The 15820-nt window shown below is 61.9% G+C and carries 17 protein-coding genes; 15 read left to right on the forward strand and 2 right to left on the reverse strand.

Annotated elements, in window-relative coordinates; translation table 11 throughout:
- The first annotated feature begins 31 nt into the window (after nt 1–31).
- The 9 genes from ACROHD_RS11920 (at nt 32) to ACROHD_RS11960 (ending at nt 8540) form a co-directional block, all read left to right on the forward strand.
- A complete protein-coding gene (locus tag ACROHD_RS11920) occupies nt 32–1528 on the forward strand; it encodes a replicative DNA helicase (RefSeq protein ID WP_432678109.1) in 1497 nt (498 codons plus the stop codon).
- Nucleotides 1529–1549: 21 nt separating this feature from the next.
- Nucleotides 1550–2503, forward strand: a complete 954-nt coding sequence (locus tag ACROHD_RS11925; RefSeq protein ID WP_432678110.1) for an isopenicillin N synthase family dioxygenase — start codon at nt 1550–1552, stop codon at nt 2501–2503.
- A 30-nt stretch (nt 2504–2533) separates the two neighbouring features.
- Nucleotides 2534–3577: an alanine racemase gene (alr, locus tag ACROHD_RS11930; protein ID WP_432678111.1), complete on the forward strand. Its 1044-nt coding sequence runs from the start codon at nt 2534–2536 to the stop codon at nt 3575–3577.
- Nucleotides 3574–4356: an MlaE family ABC transporter permease gene (locus ACROHD_RS11935; RefSeq protein ID WP_432678112.1), complete on the forward strand. Its 783-nt coding sequence runs from the start codon at nt 3574–3576 to the stop codon at nt 4354–4356. The genes alr and ACROHD_RS11935 overlap by 4 nt, the downstream gene beginning before the upstream one ends.
- Nucleotides 4353–5099: an ABC transporter ATP-binding protein gene (locus tag ACROHD_RS11940; RefSeq protein ID WP_432678113.1), complete on the forward strand. Its 747-nt coding sequence runs from the start codon at nt 4353–4355 to the stop codon at nt 5097–5099. The genes ACROHD_RS11935 and ACROHD_RS11940 overlap by 4 nt, the downstream gene beginning before the upstream one ends.
- A 63-nt stretch (nt 5100–5162) precedes the next feature.
- The gene (locus tag ACROHD_RS11945; protein WP_432678114.1) at nt 5163–5534 is read left to right on the forward strand and encodes a hypothetical protein; all 372 of its coding nucleotides are present in this window, start codon (nt 5163–5165) and stop codon (nt 5532–5534) included.
- A gap of 143 nt (nt 5535–5677) precedes the next feature.
- The gene (locus tag ACROHD_RS11950) at nt 5678–6616 is read left to right on the forward strand and encodes a nucleoside hydrolase (RefSeq protein ID WP_432678116.1); all 939 of its coding nucleotides are present in this window, start codon (nt 5678–5680) and stop codon (nt 6614–6616) included.
- Nucleotides 6613–7086, forward strand: coding sequence for a GNAT family N-acetyltransferase (locus ACROHD_RS11955; RefSeq protein WP_432678117.1), 474 nt, complete (start codon nt 6613–6615; stop codon nt 7084–7086). The genes ACROHD_RS11950 and ACROHD_RS11955 overlap by 4 nt, the downstream gene beginning before the upstream one ends.
- Nucleotides 7087–7112: 26 nt before the next feature.
- Nucleotides 7113–8540 (forward strand): protein adenylyltransferase SelO, encoded by a 1428-nt coding sequence (locus ACROHD_RS11960; protein WP_432678118.1) that lies wholly within the window; start codon nt 7113–7115, stop codon nt 8538–8540.
- On the opposite strand, the gene ACROHD_RS11965 is transcribed toward ACROHD_RS11960, so the two are convergent.
- On the reverse strand, nt 8537–9184 hold the full coding sequence (locus ACROHD_RS11965; RefSeq protein ID WP_432678119.1) for a DUF2238 domain-containing protein: 648 nt from the start codon (nt 9182–9184) through the stop codon (nt 8537–8539). The two genes, ACROHD_RS11960 and ACROHD_RS11965, sit on opposite strands and share 4 nt — an antisense overlap.
- Nucleotides 9185–9280: 96 nt before the next feature.
- Here ACROHD_RS11965 and ACROHD_RS11970 point away from each other — a divergent pair, with 96 nt between their 5' ends.
- Nucleotides 9281–10003: an endonuclease/exonuclease/phosphatase family protein gene (locus ACROHD_RS11970; RefSeq protein ID WP_432678121.1), complete on the forward strand. Its 723-nt coding sequence runs from the start codon at nt 9281–9283 to the stop codon at nt 10001–10003.
- Here ACROHD_RS11970 and ACROHD_RS11975 read toward each other — a convergent pair.
- A complete protein-coding gene (locus tag ACROHD_RS11975; protein ID WP_432678122.1) occupies nt 9972–10868 on the reverse strand; it encodes a DMT family transporter in 897 nt (298 codons plus the stop codon). The two genes, ACROHD_RS11970 and ACROHD_RS11975, sit on opposite strands and share 32 nt — an antisense overlap.
- 113 nt (nt 10869–10981) lie before the next feature.
- Here ACROHD_RS11975 and ACROHD_RS11980 point away from each other — a divergent pair, with 113 nt between their 5' ends.
- The 5 genes from ACROHD_RS11980 to ACROHD_RS12000 all read left to right on the forward strand — a co-directional run bounded on the left by ACROHD_RS11980 (nt 10982) and on the right by ACROHD_RS12000 (nt 15713).
- Entirely contained in the window at nt 10982–12244 is a 1263-nt protein-coding gene (locus ACROHD_RS11980) for a cation:proton antiporter (protein ID WP_432678123.1), read from the forward strand.
- Entirely contained in the window at nt 12241–13290 is a 1050-nt protein-coding gene (locus ACROHD_RS11985; RefSeq protein WP_432678124.1) for a hypothetical protein, read from the forward strand. The genes ACROHD_RS11980 and ACROHD_RS11985 overlap by 4 nt, the downstream gene beginning before the upstream one ends.
- A 79-nt stretch (nt 13291–13369) precedes the next feature.
- A complete protein-coding gene (locus ACROHD_RS11990) occupies nt 13370–13780 on the forward strand; it encodes a Fur family transcriptional regulator (RefSeq protein ID WP_432678125.1) in 411 nt (136 codons plus the stop codon).
- Nucleotides 13781–13835: 55 nt separating this feature from the next.
- A complete protein-coding gene (locus ACROHD_RS11995; protein ID WP_432678126.1) occupies nt 13836–14711 on the forward strand; it encodes a DMT family transporter in 876 nt (291 codons plus the stop codon).
- 105 nt (nt 14712–14816) lie between these two features.
- Nucleotides 14817–15713 (forward strand): DMT family transporter, encoded by an 897-nt coding sequence (locus ACROHD_RS12000; protein ID WP_432678127.1) that lies wholly within the window; start codon nt 14817–14819, stop codon nt 15711–15713.
- Nucleotides 15714–15820 lie beyond the last annotated feature (107 nt).

Below are 15820 nucleotides of genomic sequence, written 5' to 3' on the forward strand. Positions count from 1 at the left end.
TCAGGGGCGGACACAAAACAGGGGATCAGCGATGAATGAGATCAGCAATCTGCCGGGGAACCTGCCGCAAGCTGCTGAAACCGCTGATCTTCCTCAGAACGTCGAGGCTGAACAGCAACTCCTCGGGGCGATTCTGTCTTCAAACGATGTGCTGGACCGGATCGAGGATCTGGTAAAACCGGACCATTTTTACGACCCCGTCCACGCCGATATTTTTGAGCTTGCGTCCAAGCGCATCACCTCCGGCATGCAGACCGATGCCACGACGCTCAAGAATTTCATGGCCGATCATCAGGGCCTGAAAGCGCTTGGCGGGGTGGAATACCTGCTGCGTTTGCAGCTCTCGGCCATCGCCACCACGGCGGCACGCGACTATGCACAGCTGATCCATGATCTCGCACTGCGTCGGTCGCTGATCCAACTGGGCAAGAACATCGCCGACAAGGCCACCACGGTGCGCGATGAAAGCTCACCCGATGATCAGATCGTCGATGCCGAGGCGCAGCTTTTTCAGCTGGCCTCCTCCGGTACGGCATCGAAAGGTTTCCAAAGCTTCCTGCGGGCGCTGACCGATGCGGTCGACATCGCAAATGCCGCCTATAATCGGGGCGGCGGTCTTGCTGGCCTGTCTACGGGTCTCACCGATATGGATAAGATGCTGGGGGGGCTGCACCATTCCGACCTGCTGATCCTCGCCGGGCGTCCCTCTATGGGGAAAACCTCGCTGGCGACCAACATTGCCTTCAACGTCGCAAAGGCGTTCAAGCGCGGGCCGAAGCCCGACGGGACGGAAGGCACAATATCCGGTGGTGTCGTGGGCTTTTTCAGCCTCGAAATGTCGGCCGCACAGCTGGCGCAGCGGATTCTGTCCGAAGCTGCCGAAGTGCCCTCTGAACTGATCCGCAAGGGCGACCTCAACGAACAGGAATTCCAACGCTACCTGCGTGCGGCACAGGAACTGGAAACCTGCCCGCTCTATATCGACGATACGCCCGCCCTGCCCATCTCTCAGGTCGCGGCAAGATCCCGGCGATTGAAACGCTCGCGCCTCGGGCTCGACTTGATCATCGTGGACTATCTTCAGCTGCTGCGCGGGTCGGGCAAAAGCGACAACCGGGTGAACGAGGTCTCAGAAATCACCCAAGGCCTCAAAGCCATCGCAAAGGAACTCAACATCCCCGTCATCGCGCTCTCGCAGCTCAGCCGTCAGGTGGAAAGCCGCGAAGACAAGCGCCCGCAGCTGAGCGACCTGCGGGAGTCCGGCTCGATCGAACAGGACGCGGACGTTGTGATGTTCGTGTACCGGGGCGAATACTACAAGGAACGCGAAAAGCCGGGCGAAGAGAACCTGGAGGCCATGGCGCAATGGCAGCAGGATATGGAACAGCTCCATGGCAAGGCCGAAGTCATCATCGGCAAGCAGCGCCACGGGCCGGTGGGGTCCATCGATCTTAGCTTCGACGGGCGTTTCACCAGGTTCGGCAATCTCGTGAAGCCGTGGCAGCAGGGCAGCGATCAGGGATACTGAGACCTTGGGCATGGGGATAAGATGACCGAATTCACCGACATCCCCGTGCTGGACCTCGCGCCACTGACCGAGGGGCGGGACACAGACGCGCTCGCCCAAGAATTCGCCCGCGCCTATGGCGAGACCGGCTTTGGCTACGTGGTCAATCACGGCATCCCCAAGGACTTGTGTCAGGGCATTTTCGACGCCTCCCGCCGCTTTCACGCCCTGCCATTGGCCGCGAAACAGGCGATTGCCGTCAATCGCAACCACCGCGGCTATATCGCCATCAACACCTCAACCGATGTGACGACCGATCTGGCCGAGGTCACGAAACCCAACCAATCCGCCAGCTTCATGATGATGCGCGAGGATGCGGCGCATGATCCGGCCGTGTATCTCTCCGGCCAGAACCAGTGGCCCGACCTGCCCGGCTTTCGCGAAACCTGCGAGGCCTATGCAGCCGCGATGAGCAGCCTTGGCCAACGCCTGATGCGCCTCGCCCTGCAAGCCATCGGCGCCTCCGACAGCACGATCCTGACGTCCTTTGACGACCCGACCATCTGGCTACGCCTGCTGCACTATCCGCCCATGCCCCCGCAAGCACCTGATGATCTTTACGGTTCGGCTCCGCACAAGGATTTCGGCTGCCTGACCCTTCTTGCCCAGGACGATGTGGGCGGGTTGCAGGTGATGACGCCGTCGGGCCTTTGGGTCGATGCGCCGCCAATGAAAGGGGCCTTTGTGGTTAATGTGGGCGACATGCTGCACCGGATGTCGAACGGGCAGCTTTTGTCCACCCCGCATCGGGTGATCAACCGGTCGGGCCGCGAACGCTATTCCTGCCCTTTCTTCTATGACCCGCACGTGAATACGACGATCGCCCCCCTGCCCGGAACCGGCACCCCGCGTTTCGATCCACTGATCTTCGCCGATTTCCTGCGAAGCGAGCTGGAAGCGGGTTATGACGCCCACAAGGTCACCAAGGGGGCTTGACCCGTCGCGCCCGGCACGGAACAAGGCGCCATGGCTACTGGAACTCTTCATATCGACCTCGACGCGGTCGCGGCCAACTGGGCCGCGCTGGATAGCATGACCAATGTTGAAACCGCCGCCGTGGTGAAGGCGGATGGCTATGGGCTGCGCGCAGATAAGGTCGCCCTGCGGCTGGCACGCGCGGGTGTTCGCCGGTTCTTCGTGGCCACCGCCGAGGAAGGCATCAAGCTGCGCACCGCCCTTGGGCATGGGTACGAGATCAACGTCTTTTCCGGCCATATGGAGCGCGACACGCCGCTGATCCACGAGGCCGGACTTGTCCCCATGCTGAACAGCGCTGAACAGGTCACGCGCCATCGGGCCGCGCTGCCCGAGGCCGCCTATGGCGTCCAGCTCGACAGCGGCATGAACCGGCTTGGCATGGAGCCCGCCGAATGGGCCAGCCTGCGCAGCGATCTGGAAACCGGGCCACTGACACTTGTGATGAGCCATCTGGCCTGTGCTGACGACCCTGCGCATCAGCAGAACGCCGCGCAACTGGCCGCTTTCACCGAGATGACCCAAGGCATCACTGTTCCCCGCAGCCTGGCCGCCACCGGCGGTACGCTCCTTGGCCCCGAGTTTCATTTCGACCTGTGCCGACCTGGCGTGGGTCTTTACGGCGGCTTCCCCTTCGAGGAGGCGACGCCCGTTGTGCGCCTGTCCCTGCCCGTTATTCAGGTCCGTGACCTCGCTCCGGGCGAAACCGTCGGCTATTCCGCAACATGGACCGCCACGCGACCTTCGAGAATTGCAACGCTGTCGGCGGGCTACGCCGACGGGCTTATCCGCAGAATGAGCGATGTGGCCCATCTATGGGCAGGCGACATACCCTGCAAGCTGGCTGGTCGCGTGTCGATGGACCTTTTGACCGTGGACGTGACAGACCTGCCAGAGATCCCCGAATCCCTCGACATTCTCGGCCCTCACCAGACGGTGGACCAATTGGCCGACGCAGCCGAAACCATCGGCTATGAAATTCTCACCTCGCTCGGCCCCCGATACCGGCGCCGATATAGCGGAGACGTGGCGTGATCCTGACCGCCCCCCTTGCGGCGCTCGGCCGCTCGACCCTTGCGTTGCTGGCCTCTGTCGGGCGGGTGGCGATCTATGCCGTGCAGCTCTTGCGCCACATGCTGACGCCTCCTTGGTATCCGCGTGAATTTCTGGTGCAGGTGCTGCAGATCGGTTGGCTGTCCCTGCCCGTCGTCGGGTTGACAGCACTCTTCACAGGTGGTGCGCTGGCCCTGCAAATCTACGCAGGCGGGTCGCGCTTCAACGCTGAAACGGTGGTGCCATCCATCGTCGCCATCGGTATCGCACGAGAGCTTGGCCCGGTGCTTGGTGGTCTTATGGTGGCAGGCCGTGTCGCCGCCGCCATCGCCGCCGAAATCGGCACAATGAAGGTGACAGAACAGATCGACGCCCTTGTCACCCTTTCCACCAACCCGATGAAATACCTGACCGTGCCACGGGTTCTGGCGGCCACCCTGACCCTGCCGATCCTTGTCGCGGTCGGTGATTCCATCGGCATTTTCGGCGGCTACCTCGTGGGCACCACGCGCCTTGGCTTCAATCCGGCCAATTACCTGCACAACACCGCCGATTTTCTGGAGGCATGGGACGTTATTTCCGGCCTGATCAAAGGCGCGGTCTTTGGCTTCATCGTGGCGCTGATGGGCTGCTATCACGGAATGAACTCGGGCCGGGGCGCGCGCGGTGTGGGCAAGGCCACGACCAACGCGGTTGTCTCTGCCTCGATCCTGATCCTCGCCGCCAACTATCTGCTGACGGGGCTGTTCTTTACATCATGATTGAAATCAGCACCCTTCACAAAGCCTTCGGCCCCAACCGCGTCTTGCAAGGCGTTGATCTGACAGTGGAAAGCGGAACCTCCACAGTCATAATCGGCGGCTCTGGCACCGGGAAATCGGTGCTGTTGAAATGCATTCTGGGGCTGGTGAAACCTGATGGCGGCACCATCCTTCTCGATGGCGAAGACGTGGCAAAGGCCGAACGCGATGCCTTCCTAGCCAAGTTCGGGATGCTGTTTCAGGGCGGCGCGCTTTTTGATTCCATGTCGGTCTGGCAGAACGTCGCCTTTCGGCTGCTGCGCGGGTCTTTGAAACGCCCCGTCGCAGAGGCGCGAGAGATCGCGATTGAAAAGCTGCGACGGGTTGGCCTGACGCCCGATGTGGCTGACAAATTCCCCGCTGAATTATCGGGTGGTATGCAAAAACGCGTGGGGCTGGCGCGCGCCATCGCGGCAGAGCCTCAGGTGATTTTCTTCGACGAACCGACGACCGGGCTCGACCCGATCATGGCGGGGGTCATCAACGAGTTGATCCGAGAGATTGTCGTTGAAATGGGCGCGACCGCGATGACCATCACCCATGACATGAGCTCGGTGCGCGCCATCGCCGACCGGGTCGCCATGCTGCATGTAGGCGTCATTCGGTGGGAAGGCCCGGTTGCGGAAATGGACAACGCAGACGACCCCTATTTGCGGCAGTTCATTACCGGGTCGGCTGATGGCCCGATCGAGGCGGTGCGCTGACCTGCCCTCTGGTGGCGAGGTGGAGGCTGGCTTAGGTCAGGCTTAGTCACAAGGGCCCCAGCCATGGATATCTTTCCCCTCATCCTGCCGTTTGCAACCCTGGTCAGCTTCTATGCGATCCTCACAAGCCTCAGTTGGCTGCGCCGCTTCATCGGGGAACGCATGGCCGCCCGGCGCAAGGGTATGATCCTGAACCTCACACGCCGCGCGGTGCCTCCGATCATTGCCGGCCTGATCCTGCTGATTGCGGGCGGTGCTTTGGGGCTGGTCGATTACATCCCGCTCGCCATCTTGCTCATTGCAGGCGGCGTCGCCTTTGGTGTGCACAAGGGGCTCTCTGATCTCCACAGTCAAAACTGGCGCGAGCTGGCCCTTCGCGGCGCGATCACATTGGCACTGACACTCTTCACCCTATGGCAACTGGGCGTTATCTGACCCGTTAACAAACCCTGAATGGCCCGCCGATAACCTTAACGCGGCGCTCTTCCCCTTCTTCTTGGCCCAAATACTCCCGCCGGAGGCGTTGCAAAGCACGTTTCCATGGATACTCTGACATCTCGCGCGCAACAGGAGACCCCATGCCCCGCAAGATCATCATCGACACAGATCCCGGTCAGGACGACGCGGTTGCCATCCTTCTGGCTCTGGCCAGCCCCGAGGATATCGAGGTTCTGGGGATCACCGCCGTCGCCGGAAACGTTCCTCTTGACCTGACCGCCAAGAACGCCCGCAAGGTCTGCGAGGTGGCCGGTCGACCTGACGTCAAGGTGTTCGCTGGCTGTGACAGGCCGCTCGCTCATACGCTGGTGACGGCGGAACATGTGCATGGCAAGACAGGGCTGGACGGGCCGGACCTGCCGGAACCTCAGATGGAACTGCAAGACCAGCACGGCGTCGATTTCATCATTGACACCTTGCGCGCAGAAGCCGCTGGTCGCGTCACGCTTTGCCCGCTTGGGCCGCTCACGAACATCGCCACAGCTTTGCAAAAGGCACCTGATATCGCCGAGAAGGTACAGGAAATCGTGCTGATGGGCGGCGCATATTTTCAGGTTGGAAACATCACGCCGGCGGCAGAATTCAACATTTACGTTGACCCGGAAGCTGCTGATATTGTGTTCAAATCCGGAATTCCCATCGTGGTCATGCCGCTTGATATCACCCACAAGGCCCTGGTCACCGGCCCACGCAACGAGGCGTTCCGCCAGCTTGGCACTGACCCCGGCCGCATTGTCGCGGAATGGACCGATTTCTTCGAACGGTTCGACAAGGAAAAATACGGCTCTGCCGGCGCACCGCTGCATGACCCCACTGTGATCGCCTACCTGATCCGCCCCGATCTGTTCACCGGGCGGCACATCAATGTAGAGATTGAAACCAAGTCCGATCTGACCCGTGGCATGACGGTCGCGGACTGGTGGCGCGTGACCGACCGCGCGCCCAATGCGATGTTCATGGGTGGCATCGACGCTGACGGGTTCTTTGCGCTTCTGACCGAACGCATCGCCCGGCTATGATCCTGCGACCAGCGACCCCCGAAGATCTGCCCAGATTGCTGCCCCTCGTTGCGTCCTATCACGCCCATGAAGGGATAACTTCGCGACCTGACCAGGCCCTTGCCGATACGCTTCTGGGGCTGCTGGCGCATCCAGACCGGGGCCGGATATGGCTGATTGAACAGGACGGTCAGCCCGCCGGATATCTTGCCATTGCCTTCGGCTACTCTATCGAGCTTGGGGGGAGGGAAGCGGCGATCGACGAAATCTTCGTTACTCCCGACCACAGGGGCAAGGGCCTCGGGGCGAAAGCGTTAACCTCGTTTCTGGATTGGGCAAAGCACGAGCATCTTGTGGCCATCCATCTGGACGTGGCCCCCGACAATGACGGGGCGCGCAGGCTCTATGCGCGGCTCGGGTTCGAAAGTTTCATGGGCTATGAGCTGATGTCCTGCCTGCTGCCCTCTGGCATTGCGCCCGAGGGGCATTAACTATGTCAAGGTAAGAGGACACCCCCATGCAAATCGCCTTCGACAATTCCTATGCCCGCCTGCCCGGCCGCTTTTTCGCACCCCTCGCGCCGACGCCGGTTCGCGCGCCTTCGCTGATCAAGGTAAATGACGGCCTTGCACGAGATCTCGGCCTTGACCCGGCGGCGTTAACCACGCCTGACGGTATTGCCATGCTTGCCGGAAATCAGGTGCCCGATGGCGCCGCGCCGCTGGCGCAGGCCTATGCGGGCCACCAGTTCGGTGGCTGGGTACCGCAGCTTGGCGACGGACGGGCGGTGCTGCTCGGTGAGGTGATCGACCAAACCGGCATCCGGCGCGACATTCAGCTGAAAGGCTCTGGCCCCACGCCGTTTTCGCGCCGGGGCGACGGGCGCGCCTGGCTGGGACCAGTCCTGCGCGAATACGTGGTCAGCGAAGCGATGCACGCGCTCGGCATTCCCACAACACGCGCGCTTGCGGCGGTGACAACGGGTGAACAGGTCCATCGCGAACGGGTTCTGCCCGGTGCCGTTCTGACCCGTGTTGCCAGTTCCCATATTCGTGTCGGCACCTTTCAGTTCTTTGCCGCGCGCGGGGACGAAGAGGCGCTGAAAGCGCTGACAGATCATGTGATCGCCCGCCATTACCCCGAGGCGGAAACGCCGCTTGATCTGCTGTCTGCCGTTGTCGCGGCACAGGCGCGGCTAATTGCGAAGTGGATGGGGGTGGGGTTCATCCACGGGGTGATGAACACCGACAATATGTCCATTGCAGGCGAAACCATAGACTATGGCCCCTGCGCCTTTATGGATGACTATCACCCCGACACGGTGTTTTCCTCCATCGACCGGATGGGGCGCTATGCCTATCGCAAACAGCCCGAGATTGCGGTCTGGAACCTTGCCCAATTCGCCACCGCGCTGTTGCCGATCATGGGCATGGCGCACAAAGACGCGGTCGAAGTTGCGACACGGGTGATCGAAGGGTTTGCCGATCTCTTCGGCGCGGCCTGGGAGGCAGAGTTCACCGCCAAGTTGGGGTTGGCCCAAACGGAGGAAGAAGATGTCGCACTCACCTATGACCTGCTGATGCGCATGGCCAAGGGTCAGGCGGATTTCACACGGGTCTTCAGGGCCTTGTCAGGTGAGAATCCCGAAAACGCTCGGACGGAATTCAGCGATCCCACCCTGTTTGATGCGTGGTTGCCTCGTTGGCAGGCGCGCATACTGACCACGGGTCGCGTGGCCCGGATGCAAGCTGCAAACCCTGCCTTCATCCCGCGGAATCACCGGGTGGAGGAGGCGATTGCGGCTGCCGTCGACGGCGACTACGCCCCGTTTGAACGCCTGACTGCCGTCCTCGTCCACCCTTTCAGGGATCAACCGGAACACGTTGAGCTGATGGCCGCGCCAGCGCCAGAGGAAATCGTGCAAGCGACCTTCTGCGGCACCTAGCGCCTGCGCCGGAAGCGCCGGAACAGACGGCTGTTCAGGGCAACAAAGTCATCGACCAACGCCGAAACGGACCCATGCGCCTGCCCACGCAGGTAAAGCCCGCCCATGGTGCCGCCAAGGCTTGCGCCGATCACATCGACGATCAGGTCGCCCATCGTGTCAGGCAAGCCCGATTTCTGCATGTTGAGGCCAAAGGCCTGATCCATTGCGAACTCGAAGATTTCCCACAAGACCCCGATCATGATCCCGATAGAGGCCCCCAACAGCCCCATGGCCCATGGCGGCGCGGCATAGCGGTCGCCTTCGAACAGGATGAAGACGAACAGGAACCCCGCAATACCAAAGCCCACGGCAGACAGCCCGTGCAGCGCGATGTCCCACCACCAGAGCCGTTCGTAGAAGTCAAAGACCTCGCCCAGAAAGAGCGTTGCGAAGACGAAGACCACGGCCATCGCAACGATGCTGGGTGGCAGGCGGATATGCAGCCGCGACGCCAGGAACAACGGCGTCATCGACAGCGATAGCGTTCCCAAGGCCACGAAGGCCGCCGTCCAGCGCCCTGTGATCAGGGCGGCAACCACTTCCAGCGCCAGACCACCCCAGATCAGATAGGTCAGACGGCTTTGATTTCTGAGCGCCTGCATCCGCCGCAATCCTCCGTTCTGCCTCAAGATAGGCACCTTGCACGCTGTCGCAATGGCAGGGCTTGCACCGGACGCTTGCACAGGCAAACTGTCCTCATGCCCTATCCTCCCGCGAAAGCCCCCGGCCTGATCCGTGTCGCCAGCTACAACCTGCACAAATGTGTAGGGCTGGACCGCCGCCGCGATCCGCATCGGGTGGCGCGGGTGTTGGCCGGGCTTGGTGCGGATGTTGTCGCGGTACAAGAGATCGACAAACGCCTGCCCCCGCGCCCCACGGCCCTGCCAAGAGAGGTGATTGACGCGGAAACCGGGCTGCACCCTGCACCGGTTGCCGAAACCACGGTCAGCCTAGGGTGGCATGGCAATGGGCTGCTGCTGGCCCCCGGATGGCGGATGGACCATCTGCATCGACTGCCTCTGCCGGGGCTGGAGCCACGCGGCGCGCTGATTGCCGATCTGTCCGGCCCGAATGGCCCGCTAAGGGTGGTGGCCACGCATCTCGGCCTGCGCCGTTTGGATCGGCAGCGCCAGATGACCCAGATCATGGCGTCGCTGAACCTGCGGCCCGACATGCCGACCGTGTTGCTCGGTGATCTGAATGAATGGGCCCCTCACGAAGGGTTCGCGCCATTGGACCCGTTCTTCACCCTCCACAACCCCGGCCGCAGCTTTCACGCCCGCCGGCTTATCGCCGCGCTGGACCGGGTGGCGACCGGGCCGGGTATCGCGGTGTCAGATCTGGGCACCTGCCGATCGGGCGAAGCTGGCCGCGCCTCGGACCACTTGCCTATCTGGGCTGATTTGCACGTGGTCGGTTGATCAGCACCAGCCCGACACAAACCAGAACCAGCGATATCAGGATGGTCGGGCCCAGTGTCTCGCCAAGCAGCGCCCATCCCAGCACAACCCCCAGAACCGGGGTCAGAAAGCTGAACGAGGCGACGCTGGAGGCTGGATAGATGGACAAAAGCCAGAACCAGAACAAGAACCCCATCGACGCGACGCAGACGATCTGAAAGATCAAAAGGCCCAGGTGATACACCTGAAAATCCCGAATGAAGGGGCCGAACCACAGCGACAGGATCAGCAAGGCCGGTGCCGAGATAACCAACTGCCAGAACAGTTGCATCTCGGGCCGGGTTTTGCTGACCGGCGCAACGCGCGCCAAAAGAGCGATCCCCGCCCAGCACATCGCAGCACACAACGCCAGCGCGTCGCCCAGCAACGTGGCCTCCCCCGATCCGCCACGGTCCAGCACCGCAATGGCAACACCCAGAACCGCCAGCCCCTGCCCGGCCAGCTTCAGCGGTGTCAGCCTATCGCCGTCCAACAGGAAATGCCCGGCAAACCCCAGCCAGACGGGCATGGTGTAGAACAGGATCGAGGTGCGTGCGACGGTGGTCCAGTCTAGCGCGAAAAAGAGACAGCTGAACTCGATGGAGAAAAGCAGCCCCATCAGCACGCCAGAGGGTACTGTCCCCGGACGAATGCGAAACTCCACCCCGCGCAACCGCATCCACACTAGCAACACCAGCAAAGCGCCCAGCGACCGGATCCCCGCCATGAACACCGGCTGCAACCCGGTATTGCCCAGTTTGATCGCCACCTGATTGATGCCCAGCAGCATCGCAAAGCCGGTCAGGGACAGCATCCCGAACATGTCGAGTGAGGTCTTGCGCTCCATCCCTTGTCCTTCACAGGTGAACCATCTGCCCACAAGACCCGACCCATGGACAGTGTCAAGCGTTGCCTGACCGTGCTAACCACTGTGCAACTCCATTCGCCAGGACTGTCGCGATGTCGCTTCTTCAGATCACTTCACTTCTAATTGTGCTGGCCGGTGCTTTTGGGGCGATTAACTATCTCTACCTGCGGCTGCCTGCCGCGATCGGCATCATGGTCGTGGCGCTGACGGCCTCTCTGGTGGTGATGGGTCTGGACGCCGTGCTGCCCCGCTTTGGCATTGACGATCAGTTGCGGCTGCTGATTTCCGAGATCGATTTTTCCGAGGCGCTGCTGGAAGGGATGCTGGGTCTTCTGCTTTTTGCCGGCGCGCTGCATGTGAAGCTGGAAGACCTGCGGGCGGAATGGAAGGTGGTTGCCTTGATGGCAACCATCGGCGTGGGTCTGTCGACCGTCATCATCGGGGTTGGCTTTTCGTGGATCACCGGAATGCCACTGCTGGTGGCGCTGGTCTTTGGCGTCATTGTCACCCCCACGGATCCGGTTGCCGTCATGGGCGTTCTGCGCGCCGCCGATCTGCAAAAGTCGCTGGAAACCAAGATCGCGGGCGAAAGCCTGTTCAATGACGGGGTGGGCTATGTGGTCTTCCTCGTCCTTGTGGGGCTGGCCTTTTCCCACGGTGGCGACCATCACAGCGGCGGCGGGCTGTCAGACGCGGCGCGCCTGTTTGCGCAAGAGGCGTTTGGCGGCGCCGTTCTTGGTGCCTTGCTCGGGTGGCTGACCTTCCGGGTCATGCGTCGGATCGACGACCCCTCGTTAGAGGTTCTTCTCACGCTCGGGCTTGCCTTTGGCGGCTATGAGCTGGCCATCTGGCTGCATGTCTCTGCCCCGATCATGGCCGTGGTGGCCGGGCTGCTGATTGGGCACACCGGCCCCAAAGGCGGCATGAGCGAGGCGACTCGCGCCCATGTGGACAGTTTCTGGACCCTGATTGACGAGATCCTGAATGCGGTGCTGTTCCTGCTCATTGGCTTCGAGGTCTTTGCCGTGGCTTTCTCTGGCGATGTGTTGATGACAGGTGCGGCTGCCATCGCGCTGGCTTTGCTGGCGCGGCTGGCTGCCGTGGCCATTCCGATCTATGCCCTGTCGCCCTTCCGCGCGTTTTCCCCCGGCGTCATCCCGATCATGACATGGGGGGGCCTCAAGGGCGGCATCTCGGTCGCGCTGGCGCTGTCCCTGCCTGACAGCGAATGGAAACCGCTGATCCTAGGGGCGACCTATATGATCGTGGTCTTCTCGATTATCGTGCAGGGGCTGACAGTGGCGCGCCTTGCCACACGCGTGGGCCGCGAGCCGGAACTGGAGCTTGAACCATGAGCACCCCTGACCCGACACTGGCTAGCGCGCTTCTGGTCTTGTTGGAAGGCGAAGCAGGGTTCGCAGAGCCGGACCTGACGGATATCGCGCGGGCCGAGGTGGCGGAACGGTTGGCCGCCGGGGCCGAGGTCAACGGCTGGTACGAAGGGCGCACGCTGCTGTCTCATGCCGTGGGCTGGAAACGGGCAGATTTCGTGGAGACGCTGCTCGAGCACGGGGCGCGGATCAATGACCCGACCGAGGGGCCGGACGTGCGTTTCGCACCCTGTACCGTTGCAGCCGAGACCGATGAGCCGGAAATCGTGCGGTTGCTGGCCCGGCATGGCGCGAAGTTCGCCGATTTCGACCGGGAAGTCATGTCAATTGCCATCGGATCAGACCGCATCCCGGCTCAGCGGATCGACCCAAAAGACGTTCCGCGCCTGGCGCCCGTCACACGTGGCACCCGCAACCCGAGCGCATTCGACAACCCATTTTACCTGGAGATGATCCGTAGCTTCGACAGCGCCTATGCTGGGATGAAAACACATAGCAGTGCCACGCGCGCCTCATGGGGGCCCGGTCCCATCTTCAGCTTTGACCGGTTTGGACGCACAGTTACGCGGCTGCCGGACGGACGGCTGGTGCTCATTGCAGGCGAACACGAGGATCATTACGATCCCGATTTCTGCATCTATAACGATGTCTGCGTTCTGGATGGCAAAGGCGGGGTCGAATACTTCACCTACCCAGTTGATGATTTCCCCCCGACCGATTTCCACACCGCCACGCTGATGGAAGATCACATCCTGATCATCGGCTGCCTCGGCTACCCCAAGCAGCGGCAAGAGGGCGTCACGCAAGTGCTACGGCTGGATTTGCGCACCTGGCGCGTGACCCCTGTCCAGACGACCGGCGACAATCCCGGCTGGATTCACCGGCACGAGGCCGAGCTGATACATGACGAGATCGTCGTCTCTGGCGGAAAGGTGGAACCTGGCTATCAGACCTTTGATGGTGTCCACGCCCTTGACCCGCGCAAAATGCGCTGGCGAAAGATTTCCTGACCGGGGTAGCCCAAAAGGGCTTTTCCCAACCGCACCCTTTGGGCTAGACCCCTCTCCCAAGACGATCACGGGGACCGCCATGCCGGAGACCATCGAACAGCGTTGCGAGGCCAAGGGCCTGCGCATGACGGGGCAGCGGCGGGTCATCGCGCAGGTGTTGGAAGACTCCTCCGATCATCCTGATGTGGAAGAGCTCTATACTCGCGCCAGCGGGCAGGATCCGAACATCTCGATCGCCACGGTCTATCGGACGGTCAAGCTGTTCGAAGAGGCCGGCATTCTGGAAAAGCTGGAATTCGGCGATGGTCGCGCCCGCTATGAAGACGCCGAGCGCGATCACCATGACCACCTGATCGACATGCATTCGGGCGAGGTGATTGAATTCGTCGACCCCGAGATCGAGGCGCTTCAGGAAAAGATCGCCGAAAAGCTCGGTTACCGGCTAAAGGGGCACAAGCTGGAACTCTACGGCGTGCCAATCCGCAAATAGGCTGGACCCCGGCGAGCAGACAGGATCAAAGGGGGCATGTTTCGGAATCCTCCCCATGCCCCTCGCCTCTGACAATCTGCGCGGAATCTTTCTGATGCTGCTGGCCATGGCTGGCTTCGCTATCGGTGATGTCGGCATCAAACTGTTGGCCGGGGCGGTGCCGCCGGGGCAGATCATGGGCACGATGGGGATTGTCGGAACCGTGGTGTTCGCCATCTGGACCCGCTTGCGTGGCTTGCCGCTGTTGCCCCGTGCCATCTGGCACCCGGCCATTGCCTTGCGGTTTGCGGCAGAGATCATGGCTGGCGTCGGCATGGTCCTGTCTCTAACGCTGAATCCGCTGTCGCTGGTCACTGCGATCTTACAGGCCGGGCCATTGGTCGTGACCATGGGCGCGGCCTATTTCTATGCCGAACGCGTCGGCCCGCGTCGCTGGCTGTCCATCTTTGCCGGGCTGGTCGGCGTTCTGTTTATCCTTCGTCCGGGGTTCGAGGGCTTCTCGCCGCAGGCGCTGTGGATCATCGTGGCGCTTCTGGGCCTCTCGATCCGCGATCTGGCCACCCGCGCTGCGCCCGCGTCGCTGGACAATCTGCAAGTGGCCACCATCGGCTTTTTCGCCCTTGTCCCCACTGGCGCGCTGCTGATCCTGTTCGGACAAGCGCCGATTTGGCCGACCGTTGGCAATTGGGCGACGCTCACCCTTGCCATCATCGCCACCATCGGCGGCTACTACGCCATCACCGCCGCAATGCGCGTGGGCGAGATTGCCGCTGTTACCCCGTTTCGCTATTCCCGGCTGGTCTTCGGCCTGGCACTTGGCATGATCATCTTTCACGAACGCCCCGACACGCTGTCTTATGTCGGGACGGTCATGATCCTGTCTGCGGGGCTTTATTCCGCTTGGCGAGAACGTCTGCATTCGAAACGCTAATCCCACCCATCAGGGGAAATCATCGCCACCCGCGCAGTCTGTGCTTGCGCACACGCCCGCAAAGCGCCAAGCGAGATCCAGACCCACCTTTCGGACCGAGCGCAGATGAACAACATCAACGGCATTCTCCTGGTTATCGGGGCCATGGCAGCCTTTACGCTGGAAGACGCGCTGATCAAGCATTTGTCCGCGTGGTTCCCGACCGGTCAGATCCTGATTGCGCTTGGCATCGGGGCTGGTCTTGTGTTCGCGGTTCTGGCCACCGCCCGCCGTCAGTCGCTATTTGCGCGCGCCGCGTGGCAGGCGGCACCCCTGATCCGGGCCCTATCCGAAGCCATTGCCGCGACCGCCTTCATCACCGCCCTCTCGCTGATTGACATCTCGACCGTGGCCGCAGTCTTTCAGGCCACTCCGCTGGCGATCACCATGGGCGCGGCGCTGTTTCTGGGGGAACAGGTCGGCTGGCGAAGGTGGAGCGCCATTCTGGTCGGTTTTTGCGGTGTTCTGCTGATCATCCGGCCGGGTCTGGACGGGTTCAACCCCGCCACGCTCTTCGTTCTAGTTGCCGTGGCCGCAATCGCCGTGCGCGATCTGTCCACCCGCTTTATCGCGCCCGAGGTCAGCTCTCTGGTTGTGTCATTCCAGGGCTTTGCCTCGCTCATCTTCTCCGGTGCGCTATTGCTTTGGATGCAGGGTGACAGCCTGGTCGCGCCGGAACCACGCCACTACGCGCTTATCGCGGCCACCCTCGTCTTTTCGGTCACGGGCTACTACGCCATCGTACAGGCGATGTGGGTGGCTGATGCCTCTGCCGTGCAGCCCTTCCGTTACACACGCTTGGTCTTTTCCATGTTGGCGGGCGTGTTAATCTTTGACGAGCAGCCCGACGCACTGACGCTGATCGGCGCTGGCTTGATCATCGCGACCGGGCTTTATACATTCCTGCGTGAACAGCATCTGGCGAGGGTTGCCAGACGCGAGGCCCGGCGGACTGCGGCGTAAAGTCCCTGTCGCAGGATGTTGGCGCAAACAGCGGGGTTGGCCTGCAAAACAAGGGCCGTTAGCGCTATCATTGACGGTTTACTTTCGCTCCGCCCCTGCTATAGCTC

The organism is Nioella aestuarii, from assembly GCF_050896395.1.
Lineage (GTDB): Bacteria > Pseudomonadota > Alphaproteobacteria > Rhodobacterales > Rhodobacteraceae > Nioella > Nioella aestuarii.

Excerpts from the sequence above, each read along its gene's own strand:
- ACROHD_RS11920 (WP_432678109.1), top strand. The coding sequence starts at position 32 with ATGAATGAGATCAGCAATCTGCCGGGGAACCTGCCGCAAGCTGCTGAA.
- ACROHD_RS11925 (WP_432678110.1), top strand. The coding sequence starts at position 1,550 with ATGACCGAATTCACCGACATCCCCGTGCTGGACCTCGCGCCACTGACC.
- alr (WP_432678111.1), top strand. The coding sequence starts at position 2,534 with ATGGCTACTGGAACTCTTCATATCGACCTCGACGCGGTCGCGGCCAAC.
- ACROHD_RS11940 (WP_432678113.1), top strand. The coding sequence starts at position 4,353 with ATGATTGAAATCAGCACCCTTCACAAAGCCTTCGGCCCCAACCGCGTC.
- ACROHD_RS11945 (WP_432678114.1), top strand. The coding sequence starts at position 5,163 with ATGGATATCTTTCCCCTCATCCTGCCGTTTGCAACCCTGGTCAGCTTC.
- ACROHD_RS11950 (WP_432678116.1), top strand. The coding sequence starts at position 5,678 with ATGCCCCGCAAGATCATCATCGACACAGATCCCGGTCAGGACGACGCG.
- ACROHD_RS11955 (WP_432678117.1), top strand. The coding sequence starts at position 6,613 with ATGATCCTGCGACCAGCGACCCCCGAAGATCTGCCCAGATTGCTGCCC.
- ACROHD_RS11960 (WP_432678118.1), top strand. The coding sequence starts at position 7,113 with ATGCAAATCGCCTTCGACAATTCCTATGCCCGCCTGCCCGGCCGCTTT.
- ACROHD_RS11965 (WP_432678119.1), bottom strand. The coding sequence starts at position 9,184 with ATGCAGGCGCTCAGAAATCAAAGCCGTCTGACCTATCTGATCTGGGGT.
- ACROHD_RS11970 (WP_432678121.1), top strand. The coding sequence starts at position 9,281 with ATGCCCTATCCTCCCGCGAAAGCCCCCGGCCTGATCCGTGTCGCCAGC.
- ACROHD_RS11975 (WP_432678122.1), bottom strand. The coding sequence starts at position 10,868 with ATGGAGCGCAAGACCTCACTCGACATGTTCGGGATGCTGTCCCTGACC.
- ACROHD_RS11980 (WP_432678123.1), top strand. The coding sequence starts at position 10,982 with ATGTCGCTTCTTCAGATCACTTCACTTCTAATTGTGCTGGCCGGTGCT.
- ACROHD_RS11985 (WP_432678124.1), top strand. The coding sequence starts at position 12,241 with ATGAGCACCCCTGACCCGACACTGGCTAGCGCGCTTCTGGTCTTGTTG.
- ACROHD_RS11990 (WP_432678125.1), top strand. The coding sequence starts at position 13,370 with ATGCCGGAGACCATCGAACAGCGTTGCGAGGCCAAGGGCCTGCGCATG.
- ACROHD_RS11995 (WP_432678126.1), top strand. The coding sequence starts at position 13,836 with ATGCCCCTCGCCTCTGACAATCTGCGCGGAATCTTTCTGATGCTGCTG.
- ACROHD_RS12000 (WP_432678127.1), top strand. The coding sequence starts at position 14,817 with ATGAACAACATCAACGGCATTCTCCTGGTTATCGGGGCCATGGCAGCC.